Source organism: Microbacterium sp. NPDC087589 (assembly GCF_044743635.1).
Classification (GTDB): domain Bacteria; phylum Actinomycetota; class Actinomycetes; order Actinomycetales; family Microbacteriaceae; genus Microbacterium.
On record NZ_JBIUWV010000003.1, the window covers coordinates 1 to 15,732 of the forward strand.

The 15,732-nt window shown below is 68.3% G+C and carries 15 protein-coding genes; 13 read left to right on the plus strand and 2 right to left on the minus strand.

Translation table 11 applies throughout. The features are described 5' to 3' along the window. From ACIOU8_RS08180 to ACIOU8_RS08200, 5 genes are all read left to right on the plus strand, one after another. On the plus strand, positions 1-141 hold the full coding sequence (locus ACIOU8_RS08180; RefSeq protein WP_400788781.1) for an LPXTG cell wall anchor domain-containing protein: 141 nt from the start codon (positions 1-3) through the stop codon (positions 139-141). An 82-nt stretch (positions 142-223) separates the two neighbouring features. Continuing rightward, positions 224-1,705, plus strand: a complete 1,482-nt coding sequence (locus ACIOU8_RS08185) for a SpaH/EbpB family LPXTG-anchored major pilin (protein ID WP_400787975.1) — start codon at positions 224-226, stop codon at positions 1,703-1,705. Between the two features lie 99 nt (positions 1,706-1,804). After that, positions 1,805-2,767: a class C sortase gene (locus ACIOU8_RS08190; RefSeq protein WP_400787977.1), complete on the plus strand. Its 963-nt coding sequence runs from the start codon at positions 1,805-1,807 to the stop codon at positions 2,765-2,767. Continuing rightward, positions 2,764-3,372: a hypothetical protein gene (locus tag ACIOU8_RS08195; protein WP_400787981.1), complete on the plus strand. Its 609-nt coding sequence runs from the start codon at positions 2,764-2,766 to the stop codon at positions 3,370-3,372. The genes ACIOU8_RS08190 and ACIOU8_RS08195 overlap by 4 nt, the downstream gene beginning before the upstream one ends. Before the next feature lie 259 nt (positions 3,373-3,631). Further along, the gene (locus ACIOU8_RS08200; protein ID WP_400787983.1) at positions 3,632-5,581 is read left to right on the plus strand and encodes a sigma-70 family RNA polymerase sigma factor; all 1,950 of its coding nucleotides are present in this window, start codon (positions 3,632-3,634) and stop codon (positions 5,579-5,581) included. A 4-nt stretch (positions 5,582-5,585) separates the two neighbouring features. Here the strand turns inward: ACIOU8_RS08200 and ACIOU8_RS08205 are convergent, their stop codons facing one another. Next, on the minus strand, positions 5,586-7,175 hold the full coding sequence (locus tag ACIOU8_RS08205) for a PucR family transcriptional regulator (RefSeq protein WP_400787985.1): 1,590 nt from the start codon (positions 7,173-7,175) through the stop codon (positions 5,586-5,588). A gap of 154 nt (positions 7,176-7,329) precedes the next feature. On the opposite strand from ACIOU8_RS08205, the gene ACIOU8_RS08210 reads away from it, so the two are divergent. The 8 genes from ACIOU8_RS08210 (at position 7,330) to ACIOU8_RS08245 (ending at position 14,839) form a co-directional block, all read left to right on the plus strand. Continuing rightward, the gene (locus ACIOU8_RS08210; protein WP_400787987.1) at positions 7,330-9,315 is read left to right on the plus strand and encodes a sigma-70 family RNA polymerase sigma factor; all 1,986 of its coding nucleotides are present in this window, start codon (positions 7,330-7,332) and stop codon (positions 9,313-9,315) included. 58 nt (positions 9,316-9,373) lie between these two features. Then, positions 9,374-10,696 carry a cysteine desulfurase gene (locus tag ACIOU8_RS08215; protein ID WP_400787989.1) on the plus strand — a complete coding sequence of 441 codons (1,323 nt, stop codon included), beginning with the start codon at positions 9,374-9,376 and terminating at the stop codon, positions 10,694-10,696. Further along, positions 10,693-11,127: a Fe-S cluster assembly sulfur transfer protein SufU gene (gene sufU / locus ACIOU8_RS08220; RefSeq protein ID WP_400787991.1), complete on the plus strand. Its 435-nt coding sequence runs from the start codon at positions 10,693-10,695 to the stop codon at positions 11,125-11,127. The genes ACIOU8_RS08215 and sufU overlap by 4 nt, the downstream gene beginning before the upstream one ends. 31 nt (positions 11,128-11,158) lie before the next feature. After that, positions 11,159-12,103 carry a GNAT family N-acetyltransferase gene (locus ACIOU8_RS08225; protein WP_400787993.1) on the plus strand — a complete coding sequence of 315 codons (945 nt, stop codon included), beginning with the start codon at positions 11,159-11,161 and terminating at the stop codon, positions 12,101-12,103. A 56-nt stretch (positions 12,104-12,159) separates the two neighbouring features. Continuing rightward, positions 12,160-12,801, plus strand: coding sequence for an NADPH-dependent F420 reductase (locus ACIOU8_RS08230; protein ID WP_400787995.1), 642 nt, complete (start codon positions 12,160-12,162; stop codon positions 12,799-12,801). 143 nt (positions 12,802-12,944) lie between these two features. Next, positions 12,945-13,604 (plus strand): GntR family transcriptional regulator, encoded by a 660-nt coding sequence (locus ACIOU8_RS08235; protein WP_400787998.1) that lies wholly within the window; start codon positions 12,945-12,947, stop codon positions 13,602-13,604. Positions 13,605-13,719: 115 nt separating this feature from the next. Beyond that, positions 13,720-13,965: a hypothetical protein gene (locus ACIOU8_RS08240; protein WP_400788000.1), complete on the plus strand. Its 246-nt coding sequence runs from the start codon at positions 13,720-13,722 to the stop codon at positions 13,963-13,965. Positions 13,966-13,975: 10 nt separating this feature from the next. Further along, complete coding sequence (locus tag ACIOU8_RS08245) at positions 13,976-14,839, plus strand: hypothetical protein (RefSeq protein WP_400788002.1); 864 nt, start codon at positions 13,976-13,978, stop codon at positions 14,837-14,839. A gap of 1 nt (position 14,840) precedes the next feature. On the opposite strand, the gene ACIOU8_RS08250 is transcribed toward ACIOU8_RS08245, so the two are convergent. Continuing rightward, positions 14,841-15,680, minus strand: coding sequence for an SDR family NAD(P)-dependent oxidoreductase (locus ACIOU8_RS08250; RefSeq protein ID WP_400788004.1), 840 nt, complete (start codon positions 15,678-15,680; stop codon positions 14,841-14,843). Positions 15,681-15,732 lie beyond the last annotated feature (52 nt).

Here is a 15,732-nt window from a genome sequence, read left to right on the forward strand (position 1 = left end):
TTGACCCTTCCGACCACCGGGGGGACGGGCGCACTGCCCTACATCCTCGCCGGTTCTGTGACCGTGCTCGCCGCGGGCGGGCTGGCCCTCTGGGTCCGCCGCCGCAGCGCACGTGTCGACACCGAAGACTCGCAGATCTGATCTGCGTCCCCGATAGCACGACCCGAACGAACAGCACCATCAGATACCACCGGGGAGACCCGGTTACCGAGAGAGAGACACAGTGAACACTCCCACCAACGGACGCGGATCCCGCGTCGCGGCAGGTCTGCTCGTCGCAGGCGTCGCCGCACTGACGCTCGCAGCTCCTGCGAGTGCTGCGACCCCGAACCTCGTCGACCCGGATGCTGTCGGTTCGCTGACGATCCACAAGTTCGAGGCTCCCGAGACGCCCACCGGCCTGCCGAACGACGGTACCGAGCAGAACGTCGCCCTGGCACCGCTGCCGGGCGTGGGCTTCACGGTCTACAAGGTCGACACGATCGACCTGACGAGCAACCAGGGATGGATCGACGCGAACGATCTCGCCGACCTCGACCCCGACAGCGTCGCCGACATCACCGCAGCCGGCTACACGGCCAGCGCGATCGGTGGCCAGACCCTGACCGACGCCAACGGTGAGATCGCTCTGGCGAACCTCGACCTCGGCCTCTACTTCGTCGTCGAGACCGCACCGCTGGCCGGTTCGACCGGTGTGGCGCCGTTCCTCGTGACGGTGCCGCTGACGGATCCCGCCGATGACAGCACCTGGCTGTACGACGTGCACGTCTACCCGAAGAACGCTCTGACCGAGGCGACGAAGACCGTCGAGGACTCGGAAGACGTCAAGCTCGGCGACGAGATCGAGTTCACGATCACGGGTGACATCCCGAACGTCGCCGTCATCGACGCCTACAAGATCGTCGACACGCTCGACGTGAAGCTCGACTACGTCGGTGCTGCCGTCTCGCTCGTCGATGGAACCCCGCTTGCCGCGGGCGACTACACGATCGTGCACGACGCTGCGACCAACGCGGTCACGGTCGAGTTCACCGCGTCCGGTCTCGCAGTGCTCGCGGCCAACCCCGCGACGCAGGTGCAGGTCATCGTCACGACCGAGGTCAACACGGTCGGCGAGATCGCCAACACGGCAGTGCTCTACCCGAACGCCGGTTCGTACACGGTCACCCCGGGCGAGCCCGGCGGACCCACCGTCACCCCCGAGGTCATCACCAAGTGGGGCGAGATCACGATCGAGAAGACCGACAAGGCCGGCGCACCGCTCACCGGCGCCGTGTTCTCGGTGTACCCGACCCAGCAGGACGCGATCGACGGCACCAACGCCATCGCTCTCGCCGGCTCGACCGAGTTCGCAGTCGCCGCTGACGGCACCGTGACCATCTCGGGTCTGCGTTACTCCGACTGGGCCGACAACGCCACGGTCGCCGTGGGCGAAGACGGCTACCAGTCGTACTGGCTCGCCGAGATCGTCGCACCGGACGGGTTCGAGCTGCTCGCAGCGCCGATCGAGTTCACCGTCACCGCCGCCACCTCGGCTGTGGGCGTCGACGTCGAGGTCGTCAACGTTCCCTCGAACGCCGGCTTCACCCTGCCGCTGACCGGTGGAACCGGCACGACCCTGTTCCTGGCCGGTGGCGTCATGCTGCTCGGTGGAGCAGTCCTGCTCGCCATCCGCAGCCGCCGCAAGGCCGCCGCACAGGCATAACCCGAATGACCGGCCGTGCGGGGGAGGTGACATCCCTTCCCCCGCACGGCCCACTCACTTCCCACTTCGTCTTCACCTCCTCCGAACAGAGAGCGCAGCATGACCCTCATCGATGCATCCACACCGGATGCTCCGGCTGTACCCTCCACGCCTGCCACCGCGCACAGGACGCGGTGGGGTTGGAGCCAGTCGATCGTCATGCTCATCGCGACCATCGGCATCGGGGTGCTCGTCTACCCGACCGCAGCCTCATGGTTCTCGGCCTGGAGTCACGACACCGATGTCGACGGCTATGTGCAGTCCGTCGAGCAGATTCCGGATGACGCGGTGTACGAGATGCTCGCCGCGGCCGAAGAATATAACGACAATCTGCCGACCGGACCGCTGCGCGACCCGTACGCACTCGGCGCCGACGGTCAGCAGACGGCGATCGGCGAGGGCGCGTCTGCGTACTTCGACACTCTGGTCGCTGAAGGAACTGACACGATGGCCCGGATCCGCATCCCGCGCATCCAGGTCGATCTGCCGGTCTTCCACGGCACCGACGAAGAGACGCTGTCTCGCGGAATCGGCCACCTCTACGGCTCATCTCTACCCGTGGGCGGTGCCGGAACGCACTCGGTGCTCACCGGCCACAACGGTTTCGTGCAGGCGACGCTCTTCGACGACATCGACGAACTCGTCGCGGGGGACGTCATCGTCGTGAGCGCACTGGGCGAAGACCGGTACTACGAGGTCGACCAGACCAAGACCGTGCTTCCCGACGAGGCGGAGGATCTGCGTCAGGTCACCGGCAAGGACTATCTCACGCTCGTCACGTGCACGCCCACCGGCGTCAACACCCACCGCCTTCTGGTGCGCGCCGAACGCATCGACGCTCCGAGCGAGGATTCCTCCGTCGTCACGATCGCGGACGCGACCGATCCTGCTGGATTCCCGTGGTGGGCACTGCTCGTCGTCGGCGTCCCCGTGCTCACGTTCATCGTCGTCATGCCTCGACGCGGAAGCAGGGAGCGCCGCGGTCGCCGCGACACTCATCGTCCCGCTGAATTCGACTCATGACAGTCGACATCGCGGTGGACCGCACCGACTCGGATCGCACCGACTCGGACCGGACCGACTCGGGTGCGCCCACCCCGAATCGCCGGCCACGGCGACGCGGCGGTCTGCTGTTCGCGAGCATCGTGCTCGTCGGGCTGGGAGCGTCTTTCCTCTCGGCATCCGTGCTCGCCCCCGACTTCGTCGACAAGGTGACCGGTGACGCCAAGGTCTCGGTGCTGAAGCAGTTCCATCAGATCTTCGCGCCCGACGAACTGCCGACCATCCGGCTCGGGGCTGAGGGTGGAATGGTCGAGCTCGACCACTGCGACGGCGCGTTCACCGAGATGGTCAGCTATCGGATCGACGATGTGCTCCCGCTCTTCGCCGCGCACAACAACTGCGGGGGCGATGTGATCCTCGGATGGGAGCTCGGCCAGCGGATCATGGTCGAGGGCTCCGATGTCGTCTACGAGGTCATCGAGGAGAGACACACTCCCAAGTGGTCGAACGTCGAGGCGCTCGCAGGCATGACCGGCGAGTTCATGGTGCAGACCTGCTTCTACGGCGAGAACAAGATGCGCTTCCTGTCGCTCGCACCGGTGGGCACGGCGGCGGGTATCCGCTGATGCGCGTCTTCTCGAGAAACTCAGGCCGATGCCGTCATGTTTTCCGGTCATACCGGTCTTGTAGGTATGGCCATCGGCCTCGCGTCGGGTTCCCGGCCGGCGCCCGCACAGCAGAGGTCGACCGCTCCCCGGCCGAACCCTCTCTCCGCGGAATCGGCTCTCACGAGAGTCGGAGGGACGAGGCATCCCCACTGCCTCGTCCCTCATTCTTCTGCGGCGCTTCGCTCGCGACGCCGGTCATGACCGCATCCGGAGCAGCATGAATCTCCCTACGCCGTTCGACGGCGATGACGATATTCCGGGCGAGCCGTCGGATGCCCAGATCATCGACGCCGTGCGGGGTGGCGACATCGGTGACTTCGCCCTCCTCTGGCGTCGTCACGTCGACTCCGCCCGGCGTGCCGCCCAGGCGATCTCGCCGTCTTCGGATCCCGACGATCTCGTGAGCGAGGCGTTCGCGTCGATCCTCAGGGTGACGAAGGCGGGCGGGGGTCCGAGCGACGCCTTCCGGCCCTACCTTCTCGCCACGCTGCGCAACACCGCTGCGCGGTGGACTCGGAACGGGAGCACGCTCTCGATCGACATGGTGTCCGAGCGCGACCTGCCGCCGGAAGACGGCGATGCCTTCGAGCGCATCGCCGAGCGGTCGAGCATCGCCGCGGTGTTCGGCACGCTGTCGGCGCGGCACCGGACTCTGCTCTGGTATCTCGAGGTCGAGGGGATGAAGCCGAGAGAGCTCGCACCGCTGATGGGCATGACCTCGAACGCGGTCTCAGCCCTGGCCGCACGTGCACGCGACGGCTTCCGGCGAGCCTGGCTGGAGGCGCACATCCATGACCCCTCCAGGCCGGAGGACTGCCGGTGGTTCTGCGAGCGCGTCGTGGCCAGGCGAAGTCGCTCCATGGCCGCTGACGAGGCACGGCGTTTCACCGAGCACATGACAGTGTGCGGTGGATGCCGGATCGTCGCCGCAGAGATCGACACCGTCTCGCAGCGGCTGCGTTCGATCCTGCCCGCGGCGCTGCTCGGCGGCGCGGCGGCGGCGGTCTACACGGGTGCCCCCAGGGCTGAGGCCGAGGTCGTGGCAGCGGCTCCCTCGGTCGGACTGGCCGGTTCGTCCGGGTGGGCCGACGAGTCGACGTCGTCGCTCGGTGCCGGCGCACCTGTCGCCGCGCACGGAACGGGCGCTCTGGCTCCGGCCGGGGGCCTGGCCGCTCTGGCGGCCACTGCCGTGGTCGTGGTCGGGGGCATCATCCTCGCAGGCAGCGTACTGACACTGTCCGCTGCGGACTCCGACCGCTCCGAGCTCACTCCGTCGTTCGCCGACACGGTGATCGCCGGCGAGGTCGGTCCGTCCATCGATGATCTGCCGCGCCCTTCGGCCCCGCCGATCGAGCCGGCGCCGACGCCTGAACCGCTGCCCTCGCCGGCGCCAGAGCCCGAGGTGGAACCGGATCAGGTGCCGAGCGATCGCTCGGATGCTTCAGCCCCCGAGCCTGTGGACGACGCTGAGGACGACCGCCCGCAGATCGTGAGCGACGACGTCGCTCCGATCTCCCCAGCCCCTGCTGCTACTCCTGCCCCTGCTGCAACTCCTACTCCTGCCCCTGCTCCTGCTCCGCCGACCGAGGTGCCGGTGCAGACGCCACCCCTCGTCGATCTTTCGGAGTTCCACGTCACGCAGTCGATCGCGCAGAACTCGCTCGTCCCCGCCCTGCTCCGAGGAGTCGGCGCTCCAGGGGCGGTCGTCTCGGTGACCGACGAGACCGGCACCGTTCTCGACACGGCGCTCATCGATGACGACGGTATCTTCGTGCTCGACGTCTCAGGTGAGGAGACGCATCAGGGGATGCTGCTCAGCGTCGCCCAGCGCGACGCGGCGAGCGGGGTCACCGAGTCGACCGAGACGATCGGACCGCTCTTCTTCGCGACGCCGACGATCGTGAGGGCCCATGAAGACGCGTGTCCTGGAGCATCCCGCGGCGTTGTCAGCTGCCTTCATCTGAACGCCGAGCAGGCTTCGTGGGTCGAAGTGCTCGATGACGAGGGGCGATCGCGCACGGTCCGGATCCCGGACGATGCCGGTGGCGTCGAGGACGGCATCGTCATCCGCTCGGGTGGCGGGGAGCAGTTCATCGCTGCGCGGTACATCGACCCGTCTACGGGTCGGGCCGGAGTGACAGTTCTTCTGCCGGCGGCGATCGAATGAGCGCTCAGACGGCGCCGCGCGGGGTGCCGGAGAGTCGGAGCCAGAGCCAGAGCCGAGCATCTGGTGAATCCAAGTCGATCCCCAGTTCGTTGCGCACCACGTCGAGCCGATATCGGACGGTGTTCTGGTGAACGTGCAGGGAGTGCGCCGTCTCGCGCACGCTGCCGAGGTGGTCGAGGTAGACGCGCATCGTGCGAGTCAGATCGGTGCCCCGCGCGGCATCGTGCTGCGCAAGGATGCTCGCAGAGTCGCCGACGACCGCGTCGAGTCCCTCGATGAGATCGGTGACCTGCATCAGAGCGAGACGATCACGCATACCGTCGAAGCTCGCGATGCGGGGATGATGCCCCTCGTCGTGGTCGAACGCACTCATGAGCATGCCGGCCGTGGCCGCGGCCTCGCGGTACGAGCGTGCGATGCCGGTGACGTCGTGGGCGCGCGTGCCGATGCCGGCGATCAGCGCGCCGTCGGTGCGGATCACGGCCTGGGTGAATGTCTCGACCGCTGCGTCGTGCGGGCCGGCGATGAGCGTCACGACCTCAGGGCCGACGATCGCGCTGTGCGAGCCGGGGATGGCGGCGCTCGACACGCTGATCGCCAGGTGGAGGAGCCGGTGCAGCCCGCGCGTGGCGTGGACGTCGTCGAGAGTGTTGGCTCGGAAGCATACGATGACGCAGCCGTCTTCCGGCCGGATGAGCAGCTGAGACGCCGCACCGCGCGCGTGCTGTCGGCCTTCGAGGAGGGTGCGCAGGAGCCCGGATGTGCGGCGGTCGCGGTCGTCCGCGTCCTCACGCGCACGCAGCAGGTGCTGAGCGGCGATCGGCTCCATCTGCTGCAGCAGAGATCGGGTGCGGGCAGCAGCCGACGGGTCGATCTGGATCACCCAGATCGAGCCGAGCAGCTCACCGGAAGCGCGGACCGCGATGCCCACCCGGCCGAACAGGTCGGTGCTCGACGGGAAATGCCGTGCCTCGCTGTGACGCAGCAGCGACCGGTAGCGGGAGTCGGACACGATCGCGAAGTCCTCCTGCAGCAGGAGAGTAGTGCGTCGACGGGCATCGTCGATCGGCTGCTCGCTGTGTGTGGAGTACCCCACGACCTGCCCTGCAAAGTCGACGACGCTGACCGCTCCGCCTGCCAGAGTGGCGATCGTGTTGGCCAGGGCGAAGAGATCTCCCATCCGCACGCCCGTGACCTGCCCGATCGAGTGCGCACCGAACAGCGAGCCCAGAAGGTTCGCAAGCTGCGCCCAGTCTCCGCGGTCGGTGCGGAGCACAGCCAGGGCGGGGTGCTCATCGGTCGTCGACGACTCGCCGGGGTTGCTGTCTTCGGTGGCGCGCAGCACGAGAGCAGCAGCCCCGGCGTCAGCCAGCTCGGTCAGGAGCGTCGCGACGTGCGTCGGTGCGACACCGGCACCGAGCACGATGCGGTCGACGTACTCGGAGGTCGGCGTCGACGGATCGTAGAACTCCACACCCGTGAACGTCCTCGACTCGAAGCGGGTGCTTCGGGCCGGCGCGAAGAGCCGACCGTCGGCGATTCGCAGGGCGTCTCGCAGGGTCGGTGCGTCGGGTCCAACCTCGGGAAGCGTCATGGAACCTTCTCTACTCAGGATGGAGAACTCATATACAAATCTACATACCAATCAGATCGCTTGCTCGCGAGACTGGTAATGAGAAGTCGAAAGGGACCCCAGTGAACAACCCGCCCGTTGCTCCCGACTCGATGCGTGCGACCGGGGTGACTCCGTGAGCGCTTCGACCGTGCACGAGCCCCGCACACGGGTCGACTCCGCGCTGAGCGACGACGAGCTCGTGCTCGCCACCCGTGCGGGGGACAGCAGGGCATTCGGCGTGCTCTGGGATCGTCATTCGCCGGCCGCACTTCGCGCCGCGCGTTCGATCACGAGCTCGATCGATCCCGAGGACCTCGTCAGCGAGGCCTTCGCCAAGACCTTCAGTGCGATCCGCAACGGTGGCGGGCCGACCGACGCCTTCCGGCCCTACCTCTTCGCTGCCGTGCGCAGCGCTGCCGCCACCTGGGGTGGCAAGCAGAAAGACGTCGTCGCCCTCGAGTACATCGACGAGCTGCCGGTCGAGCACACCGACGACTCGCTCGACCTGCTGTCAGACAAGACGCTGCTGACCGCGGCGTTCAAGGAGCTTCCCGAGCGGTGGCGCACCCTGCTCTGGTACCTCGAGGTCGAGGGCATGAAGCCGCGAGAGATCGCACCGCTCATGGGCATGACCCCGAACGCCGTCTCGGTGCTGGCAGCGCGGGCGAGGGAGGGGTTCAAGCTCGCATGGCTGCAGGCGCACATCAACGAACCGGGGCGCGACGCCGAATGCCGGTGGACCTGTGAGCGCATCGTGGCGCAGGGTCGCAAGCGCCATGTGGCGCGCACCGATCGCGCGCGCTTCGACGCACACCTCGAACGCTGCACCCGATGCACGATGGCCAGCGCCGAGATCGAGCAGGCTTCGTCGAAGCTCCGGGCCGTGCTGCTGCCCGTGATCATCGGCGGGCCGGCGGCGGCAGCCTATTCGGCCGGATCTCCGGCGCCCGCCGCAGCTGCCTCTCTGACGGGCTGGATGCCCCGGAGCAGGTCGCAGTGGCTCGTCGCCGGGGGATCTGTCGCCGTGGCGACGGCGGTCGTCGCGGTCGCTGCGGTCGCTGCGCAGCTGGCGCCGGTGGGAACCACGGATGCCGATGAGTCGTCGGCGCTCGTGGTCGCGTCGCCGGCTCCGATCGATTCGCCAGGATCGGCAGGGGCCCCGGCGCCGGCCGAACCTCCGGCGCCGACAGAACCTCCGGCGCCGACAGAACCTCCGATCGAGTCGGAGCCCTTTGTCGAACCGCAGTCGCCCGCGCCCGCTCCGGAGGAGCCGGTCGATCCCGACGTCGTCGAGGATGCGATCGACGTGCTTCAGGTTCCCGCGGACATCACTCAGCCTCCGGTGCCGGGCGACGTGCGCACGCCGCCCGCGGCGGTACCGCCGTCTGCCCCTGCGCAGCAGCCCCCGGTTGTGGATCCCCCGGTGGTCGATCCTCCGGTCGTTGTTCCTCCGGTGGTGGATCCTCCGGTGGTGGATCCTCCCGTGGTGGATCCTCCGGTAGTGGATCCTCCCATCGTCGTTCCTCCGGTGGTGGATCCTCCGGTGGTCGATCCTCCGGTCGATCTGCCGGTGACGATCTCCTGGCCCATCCTGGCGACGACGGCTGTTCCTCCGACGATCACCGGCACCGGGACACCGGGCGCAGCAGTCGAGATCGTCGACGAGGCCGGACGCGTCATCGCCTCGGCGCTCGTCGCCGCGGACGGAACCTTCGCGGCGCGCCCCGACGTCGACTCCCTCTACCAGGGCATGTCGATCTCGCTACGCCATACCTCGCCGACCTCGGGCGAACAGACGGTGAGCGAGCCGACCGGGCGCACCTACTTCCCCGTGCCCGGGCTTGCCGAAGACTCCGACGGTCTCATCTTCCGCACGGATGCCGACGGCGACGGCAGGCGCGATGACCTCGCGCTCGACGTTCGCGGCGTCGTCGGCTCGACGGCATCCGTCTCCCTCGACGGGGGGCCGGCGACGACCGTGCTGCTCACGGATGCTGCGACCATCGTCTCGTTCGTCGACATCCGGCCCGGACTCCATCGGGTAACGCTGCGCTATGTCGACCCGGCGACGGGGGACCTCGGGCTCGCAGACACCGACCACATCCTCGTCCTGCCCTGACCGCCTCCGACGATGCGAAGGGCGCCCCGCGGGGTGCGCCAGATGAGAAGCTAGAAGGATGAGCATCTCTCGCGAATCCGACGTGATCGCCCCACCTGGGGGTGGCGCTCTGACCGATGCCGAGGTGCGGCGCCTCCGCGAGGACTTCCCGATCCTGCGCACGCAGGTCAACGGGCATCCCTTGATGTATCTGGATTCGGGTGCCACCTCGCAGCGTCCGCTCGCCGTGCTCGACGCCGAACGCGAGTTCGCCTCGACCCTGAACGCCGCCGTGCATCGCGGAGCGCACACCCTCGCTGCCGAGGCCACCGAGGTCTTCGAGGATGCCCGTGCCACCGTCGCCCGGTTCGTGGGCGCCGACGAAGGCGAGGTCGTCTGGACGTCGAACGCCACCGAGGCACTCAACCTCATCGCGTATTCGCTCTCGAACGCGTCGCTCGGACGAGGGGGAGCGGCCGCCGAGCGTCTTCGTCTGCGCGAGGGCGACGAGATCGTCACCACAGAGATGGAGCATCACGCGAACCTCATCCCGTGGCAGGAGCTCGCGGCTCGCACGGGCGCGACCCTGCGGGTGATACCGCTCGATGACGACGGCGCACTCCGACTCGATGCCGCAGCCGACCTCATCACCGAGCGCACGAGGCTCGTCGCATTCACCCATGTGTCGAACGTGCTCGGCGTGATCAACCCCGTCGAGCAGCTCGTCGCCCTGGCCCGCGCGGTCGACGCGGTGGTCGTGCTCGACGCCTGCCAGTCGGCACCCCATCTGCCGTTCGACGTGCGCGCGCTGGACGTCGACTTCGCCGTGCTGTCGGGGCACAAGATGCTCGGCCCCACCGGCATCGGCGCCCTCTACGGGCGGAGCGAACTGCTCGAGGCGATGCCGCCGTTCCTCACCGGCGGTTCGATGATCACGACGGTCACCACGACGGAGGCCGCCTACCTGCCGCCGCCGCAGCGGTTCGAGGCCGGCACACAGAAGGTCTCGCAGGCGGTCGCGCTCGCCGCGGCGATCGACTATCTGACTGCAGTGGGCATGCCGCGCATCGCCGCGCATGAAGCCGCCTTCGGCGGGCGTCTCGTCGAGGGGCTCACAGCCATCGATGGGGTGCGTGTGCTCGGTGCCGACATCGACCTGCCGCGCGTCGGGCTCGCGAGCTTCGACGTCGACGGCATCCACTCGCACGACGTGGGGCAGTTCCTCGACGATCGCGGCATCGCCGTGCGGGTGGGACACCACTGCGCGCAGCCGCTGCATCGTCGTCTCGGCATCACCTCGTCGACCAGGGCGAGCACGTATCTGTACACGACCGAGGCCGAGGTGGATGCCGTGATCGACGGCGTCCAGGGTGCGATCGAATTCTTCCGGAGGGGCGCATGAGCGACCTGCAGAACCTGTACCAGGAACTCATCCTCGACCACTCCCGCACCCCGCACGGGTTCGGCCTGCGCGACGAGATCGCGGCGCAGTCGCATCAGGTGAACCCGACATGCGGCGACGAGGTCATTCTGCAGGTGCACCGTGACGCTGACGGCAGTATCGAGGCGATCGCGTGGGAAGGTCATGGATGCGCCATCTCGCAGGCATCCGCTTCGCTGCTGGCCGAGCTCGCCGAGGGGCTCACGGTCGATGAGCTCGAGATCCGCATCGCCGCGTTCCGCGAGGCGATGCGGTCGCGGGGCAAGATCGAACCGGATGAAGAACTGCTCGGCGACGCCGCCGCGCTCGGGGGCGTCTCGCGGTACGTGGCTCGGGTGAAGTGCGCCATGCTGGCATGGGTCGCGGCAGAGGACGCACTCCACAAGGCGTGAGCTTCGGCGCGATGCGGTGCAGGATGGAATCATGCCTCTTGATCTGAATCCGCTCAGCGCCGACCGCTTCGACGACTGGCGTGAGGCCACCCGGGCACGCCTGGTGACCCTGCGACAGGAGTCGGGGATGCATGTCGGCGGGGACGCCGTCTCGGATGTCGACGCGGTGCTCGATGACCTGCTCCCGGCCGGCCACGAGACCGAGACGTCGCTCATCCTCACGATCGATGACGGCGGCACGCGCATCGGCACGGTCTGGCTCGCAGCGAACAACGGGGTGCTGATCATCGTGGATCTCGCGTTCGGGATCGAGCCGAGTCGGCGACAGCTCGACGACCTGCTCGACGAGCTCAGGTCCTTGGCTCGCAGACAGCAGGTCGGTCGCCTGAGCATCGCGCTGCATTCCTCCGACACCGCGGGCCGAGCCTTCGTCGCGGGGCGAGGGTTCGAGGTCGCGTCGATCCGGATGCTTCTCGAACCGCTCCCGTCTCGCGCGCCTCGCGAGGCGGGTGGACTCGTCGTGAGGCCGATGACTCCCGAGCGCTTCACGAGCTTCGCCTCTGCGTCCGAGGCGGCCTTCGCCGAGGACCTCGTGGCATCCGGCCGGTATTCGGCGGGCGATGCGGCCGTCGAGTCGCACCGGCAGATGGAACTCGAGCTCCCCGACGGCATCGATTCGGAGGGGCAGGAGCTGTTCACCGCCCACGTCGACGGCGCCGAGGTCGGGGTGCTCTGGATCGGCATCCGCCGCCGCGACGGACGCCCGCACGCGTTCATCCTCGACATCGAGATCGCGGGAGATCAGCGACGCAAGGGTTACGGTCGCGCCCTCATGCTCGCGGCTGAGCACGAGGCTGCGCGTCTAGGGGCCGACTCGATGGGGCTGCATGTCTTCGGCTTCAACACCTGGGCGATCACCCTCTATGAGAGCCTCGGCTACCGCCGGATCGAGGAGCGTTTCCTGCTCTCGGTGTGAGCGCGACACGCGGGGTCATGCGGGAATAGCAGCGCCCCGCACACGTTGGGACGAGCATGACTACTCTCGGAATCATCGGTGCAGGACACATCGGCAGCCAGGTCGCACGCGTCGCGGTGGCCAACGGCTATGACGTCGTGATCGCCAACTCACGCGGACCGGAGACACTTGCAGACCTCGTCGCGGAGCTCGGCGATCGGGCCTCGGCCGCGACTGCGGCGGATGCCGCCGCTGCGGGCGACGTCGTGGTCGTCACGGTGCCCCTGGGCAAGATCGACCAGCTGCCCGTCGAGCAGCTCGCAGGCAAGATCGTGCTCGACACGAACAACTACTACTTCGAGCGCGACGGCCACATCGACGCCCTCGACAAGGGCGAGACGACCACCTCGGAGCTTCTGCAGGCGCAGCTGCCGACCTCGCGCATCGCGAAGGCGTTCAACCACATCTTCGCGGCCGACATCACGACCGACGGCGCACCGGCGGGCACGGCCGATCGGCGCGCGCTCGCCACGGCCGGTGACGATGCCGAAGCCGTCGCCTTCGTCACCCGCTTCTACGACGAGGCCGGCTTCGACACGGTCAACGTCGGGCCTCTCAGCGAATCCTGGCGAGTCGAGCGTGACCGCCCGGCCTACGTCGTGCGCCAGAACGCCGACGAGCTGAAGGCCAACCTCGCCATCGCGAACCGTCTGCCCTGACTCGAGCGGAGAAGGGAGAGGATGCCGCGGCATCCGCTCCCTTCTCGCTTGTCCGCAGCTCGACGAAGCGCTGGAACGTAACATATGCGCCACGTTGGGATACCAAACTTGTCGGCCAGGTCGCTGAGTGACATAATTCCGGCATGGCGGGGGTGGGGACTACCGGCGAACTCGAGTCGGTGCGAGTGACGCGCGTTCTTCGAGATGACATCGTGCTCGGTCGGCGCGCCCCGGGATCGCGTCTCATCGAACGGGACATCGCGGCCGAACTCAACGTGTCGCGGCTGCCCGTGCGCGAGGCGATCCGCACTCTCGTCAGTGAGGGAGTGGTCGTCGCCCGTCCGCGGACCTGGGCGGTGGTGCGGGAGTTCACGCATCGTGACATCCGGGACTTCGGAGAAGTCCGCGAGGCGATCGAGACACTGATCTTCGTCTTCGCCGCCGAACGCCACACCGACGAGGGCATCGCGCGGCTCCGGGCCGCGTACGAGCGCGAGTTCGCGGCAGCATCCGCCGGTGAGGTCGAACCGGCCCGCATCGCGGCGGGCGAGTTCCATGAGATCTCCGCCGAGCTCGCGGGCAATGAGATGCTCGGCGAGCTCATCGCCGTGTTCGTCACGCGCCTGCGCTGGCTCTTCGGGCAGCACGACGATCTGCTCGCGATGGCCGAGGAACATCGCCTGATTCTCGAAGCGGTCGAGGCTCGTGACACCGAGACTCTCCGCTGGATGATTCCCCGCCACCTCGCCAGCGGCCAGGAGGCCGCGGAACGGCGCCTGACCGATCAGGCCTACTCGGCCTGAGCATCCGGACTGCCCTGCGTCGATACGCACCGCAGTGGTCTGGAGAGTGATCTCCGGCGAGGATATATTGGCCCTACGGAATCGTTCCGGAAGTCGTCGTGTCCTGGGGAGCGATATGAGAGCCGTCGCCGTGGTCGCCGGGGGTCTGCTGCTGCTCGGTGGAACGGTGCTCATCGCGGTTGCCGATCAGCAACGCGTGGATGCGCTCGACGAGGCGAGGGCGGCCGTGGTCGAGGCCGAAGAGAGGCTCGACGTCGCACGAGAGGCGAACCTTCGGCTCGCGGAGAAGCTGACTGCCCTGCGCACGGCCATCGCCGAACAGGAGACGCTGCTCTCCGACACCTCGGGTCTCTTGCCATGAGGCGGTCTCGGTGATCCGGCGGGTCCTCTCCGTCGCCCTGGTCGCCGCACTGATGCTGGGTGCGGGTGTGGCCGCTCGCGCCGTGGCTCTCGACGAGGACAGGGCGGACGCGATCGCCGAGCTGCAGTCGCTCGCACAGTCGACTCGCACGGCGCAGATGCGCACGGATCACCTCGAAGGGTCGATCGCGATCGCCGAGAAGGACACCGCTGCACGCGCCGACGTGCTCGAGGTGCGGCCCGCATTCGTCGCTGAGATCACCGCGTTGCGCGAGGCGATGGAGGGAGCAGACGGCAAGGTCGACACATCGGCGCACCGGGCAGCCGCGATGTCGGCGCAGGCGTCCGTGCTCGCTGAGCGGAAGGATCCGGCCACGGTCATCGCCGCCACCGCGACCGTGCACGCGCTCATCGACAGGGTGGGGCAAGACGTCGGCAGTTGGGAGGCGGCGCAGTACGCGGCACCGTCTGGTCCTGCCTGGTCGTCGAGCGGGCCGGATGGCTTCGCACGGGTGCGCGCCGCGCTCGACCGGGTCGGCGGCGGAGGAATCGGCCTCTACGAATCGGCCTCGTGCGCGGGAGGCACCGCGCCGGCATGCGCGAACGCCAACGGATACATCAAGTACCGTGCCGACATCGTCGGCTGGAGCGTCGAGCAGCTGAACTGGGCGATGGCGCACGAGCTGGCACACATCCATCAGTTCCGTGTCTGGGGAGCACTGACCTCGTCAGACGTCTACTTCGCGTCTTTCGGGGGAGACCCCGAGTTCCTCGCGAACTGCATGGCGGTCGTGCGCGGCTACCCCGGGCCCGTCGGCTGCGACAGCGAGCAGCAGGCGTGGGCGTCGGGGATCTGGGTCGGCGCGGTCCGCTGAGTCAGACGATCGGAGTGGTCGTGTCGATGGCCTCGCGCAGGGGGCGGCGCATGACCCGCCAGTAGCCCGTCGGCGCGAGGCGAGCGAGCACATCGATCAGACGAGCCTCTCGCCCGACCATGGTGCGCGCGCGGCGACGCTCCGTCGCCCGCACGATCAGCGCCGCGGCATCCGCCGGCTCCGTGTGGTACATCGCTGCCTGTGCGTTCGCGGCGCGGGCTGCGATCGCCGGGTCGATCGCCGCGGCATAGCGCCCGTGCAGGATGATGCCCGTGCGCACTCCGGCGGGGTACACCGCGCCCACCGTCACCGAGGTGCCCTCGAGTTCGTGCCGCAACGCCTCGGAGAACCCGCGCACGGCGAACTTGCTCAGTGAGTAGGGGATGCGTCCGGCGGGCGCTGCCAGCGCGTACACGCTCGCGAGATGGGTGATGTGCGCGGCGTGAGCCGAACGCAGGGCGGGCAGCAGCGCCTTCGTGATCGACACGGTTCCCCAGAGGTTCACGTCGGTCAGCCAGCGCATCTCCTCCATGGTCAGCTGATCGAGATCGCCGAGCATCGACGAGCCTGCGCACGTGATCAGTGCGTTCACGCGCCGGTGCGTGGCGGTGATCTCATCGGCTGCGGCGAAGACGGCATCGTCATCGCGCAGGTCGACGACGTGCGTGGTGACGGTGGTGTCCTCGAGTTCGGCAGCGAGGGCTGCGAGTCCGTCGGCGTTGTGGTCGATGAGCGCCAGATGCACGCGTCGGCGGGCGAGCAGACGGGCGATGTCGGCGCCCATCCCGCTTGCAGCACCGGTGATGACCGTCGTGCTTCCGGTGAGCGTGAGACGCTTCATCGCATCCCTCCTGGCGGCGATCGGGGATGCAGCCGGTCGTGGAGCAGGTCAC

What these genes read in the sequence shown, in the direction of transcription:
- ACIOU8_RS08190 (WP_400787977.1), top strand. Translation starts at nt 1,805, where the DNA reads ATGACCCTCATCGATGCATCCACACCGGATGCTCCGGCTGTACCCTCC.
- ACIOU8_RS08195 (WP_400787981.1), top strand. Translation starts at nt 2,764, where the DNA reads ATGACAGTCGACATCGCGGTGGACCGCACCGACTCGGATCGCACCGAC.
- ACIOU8_RS08200 (WP_400787983.1), top strand. Translation starts at nt 3,632, where the DNA reads ATGAATCTCCCTACGCCGTTCGACGGCGATGACGATATTCCGGGCGAG.
- ACIOU8_RS08205 (WP_400787985.1), bottom strand. Translation starts at nt 7,175, where the DNA reads ATGACGCTTCCCGAGGTTGGACCCGACGCACCGACCCTGCGAGACGCC.
- ACIOU8_RS08215 (WP_400787989.1), top strand. Translation starts at nt 9,374, where the DNA reads ATGAGCATCTCTCGCGAATCCGACGTGATCGCCCCACCTGGGGGTGGC.
- sufU (WP_400787991.1), top strand. Translation starts at nt 10,693, where the DNA reads ATGAGCGACCTGCAGAACCTGTACCAGGAACTCATCCTCGACCACTCC.
- ACIOU8_RS08225 (WP_400787993.1), top strand. Translation starts at nt 11,159, where the DNA reads ATGCCTCTTGATCTGAATCCGCTCAGCGCCGACCGCTTCGACGACTGG.
- ACIOU8_RS08230 (WP_400787995.1), top strand. Translation starts at nt 12,160, where the DNA reads ATGACTACTCTCGGAATCATCGGTGCAGGACACATCGGCAGCCAGGTC.
- ACIOU8_RS08235 (WP_400787998.1), top strand. Translation starts at nt 12,945, where the DNA reads ATGGCGGGGGTGGGGACTACCGGCGAACTCGAGTCGGTGCGAGTGACG.
- ACIOU8_RS08240 (WP_400788000.1), top strand. Translation starts at nt 13,720, where the DNA reads ATGAGAGCCGTCGCCGTGGTCGCCGGGGGTCTGCTGCTGCTCGGTGGA.
- ACIOU8_RS08250 (WP_400788004.1), bottom strand. Translation starts at nt 15,680, where the DNA reads ATGAAGCGTCTCACGCTCACCGGAAGCACGACGGTCATCACCGGTGCT.